The following is a 1647-nucleotide window of genomic DNA, read 5'->3' on the forward strand; positions in this document are numbered from 1 at the left end:
GCAGTTATAAATGTTTCCTTGTTCCGGTTTATTTCTTCTGAAGTGAAACCGCAGGAATAACGGAGGTATTCATACACATGGCTATCTATTTGGTGACGTGCCGTTACTTTTGCTTGAAGTTCTTTTACTTCCAGTTCTTCATCCCTGAATTGAGGTTGATATACAGGGTAAAATCTAAATCCAGTTACTTTACTACGTTTGTTGTTAGGGTTTTCACGCACTTTTACGTAGTTGAATGTGTATGGGCAGCTTTCATCAAGCGCAGCCTTTGCTGGTTTTAATACTCTTTCCTCGAAGTTGTCGATTCTATCTTTTCCGTTTTTGTCTTTGTATTTGTCCGCAGGTATGCCAAGTCGTTCTTTTAAGTTGTCCAGTGATATATCCAAAGGGTACACCTGCCCACTCATGAGCATATAAAACCTAAGTGAATAGCCTGTAGGCAGCGCAAGAGCCTTGTTTAGTTCAAATTCCCTATATCCTTTTGCGAATTTGGTAAACACGTCCCAAAGGTCATTAGATACACGAAATGTTATAATACCGGTATGCTTTTTGTATTTCGGGTTAGATATAAATCCACATTTCCACCATTCCTCATCATCTTCGTAAGTGAAAAAACGTCCAGCCAGTGAATCGAGTGCAGCTATGATTTCGTTGTAGTCACGTCCGGAAAAAATAACGTCAGACACATGCATTTGCGCATCAACATCCCAAAGTCCATGCTCAAATTTGCGTTTCGTGCCTGCATAATCTTTCAGCTTTACTCCCTTTAGTTCAGCCTGGCAGGCTTCCAGTATGCGAAGAACTATTCTTTGTTCGTGTATGGACATGTCTTGCTGTTTGGACCATGTATATACCCATGATACAACTACGTCTTTATTTTTGGTAATAGGTAGCTTCTTTTTCATAACTATTTGATTTGCTGCAAAGATATAAAATACCTACATATAAACAAAAAAAGAAGGGTAAAACTCCCAAAGTGTAGGGAAAGTTCGTCTTAAAAACTCCCAAAGTGTAGGATTAAAACTCCCAAAGTGTAGGGAAACGCATGTTTTAATCCCTTTATTTATCGGTGTTTCCGCAAAAGTGATAGAGCATATTACAGACGATGCTTATAACAGACAAGGGGAATTTAGAGGGAAAAAGGCTGAAAATCAACTCGAAAAGAGGGGAAAAAGCAAAGCAACACCAACCAACGGGCGGTAGGCTTGAATATGGCTTTTAATGGCGTGTACACAAATAGGTACACAAATAGTTTGGAGGTTGAACTTTTATAGCTATATTTGCGGTGTAAATCAAATATATAAATATTATGCAGATAATTACAACGCGTGAATTTCGTGCCAATCAGAAGAAATATTTTGAACTGGCTGAAAAAGAGACAATCTTTGTTTCCCGTCGTAATGCCGCCCCCATAGTCGTATATGCGGCTACGGAAGAGGATTTCCCCTCAAGGGAAGAATTGGAGGCTATTCAGAGGGGTATTGAGGATATTAAGCAGGGACGAACTTTTAAAATGCGGAAGGATGAATCATTAGATGATTTTTTGAACCGTATAGAGGATGAGTGCAATGTATGAGATAGAATTTTCAAAAGAAGCTGCAAAACATGTACTGTTGCTAAGAAAGTCCTCTCCGCAACTCTTCAAAA

General features: G+C 39.0%; 2 protein-coding genes. One reads left to right on the forward strand and one right to left on the reverse strand.

Features of this window, described 5'->3' with window-relative positions:
- A partial coding sequence (locus AB5443_RS25250; RefSeq protein ID WP_368119651.1) for a replication initiation protein occupies window positions 1-905 on the reverse strand: 905 nt, incomplete at its 3' end.
- A 404-nt stretch (window positions 906-1309) separates the two neighbouring features.
- Between AB5443_RS25250 and AB5443_RS25255 the strand changes: the two genes are divergently transcribed.
- Window positions 1310-1576, forward strand: a complete 267-nt coding sequence (locus AB5443_RS25255) for a type II toxin-antitoxin system Phd/YefM family antitoxin (protein WP_008671564.1) — start codon at window positions 1310-1312, stop codon at window positions 1574-1576.
- Window positions 1577-1647: the final 71 nt, after the last annotated feature.

The sequence above is a fragment of the Bacteroides sp. RTP21281st1_H5_RTP21281_210402 genome, assembly GCF_040918965.1.
GTDB classification, from domain to species: Bacteria; Bacteroidota; Bacteroidia; order Bacteroidales; family Bacteroidaceae; genus Bacteroides; species Bacteroides congonensis.

What these genes read in the sequence shown, in the direction of transcription:
- AB5443_RS25255 (WP_008671564.1), top strand. Translation starts at nt 1,310, where the DNA reads ATGCAGATAATTACAACGCGTGAATTTCGTGCCAATCAGAAGAAATAT.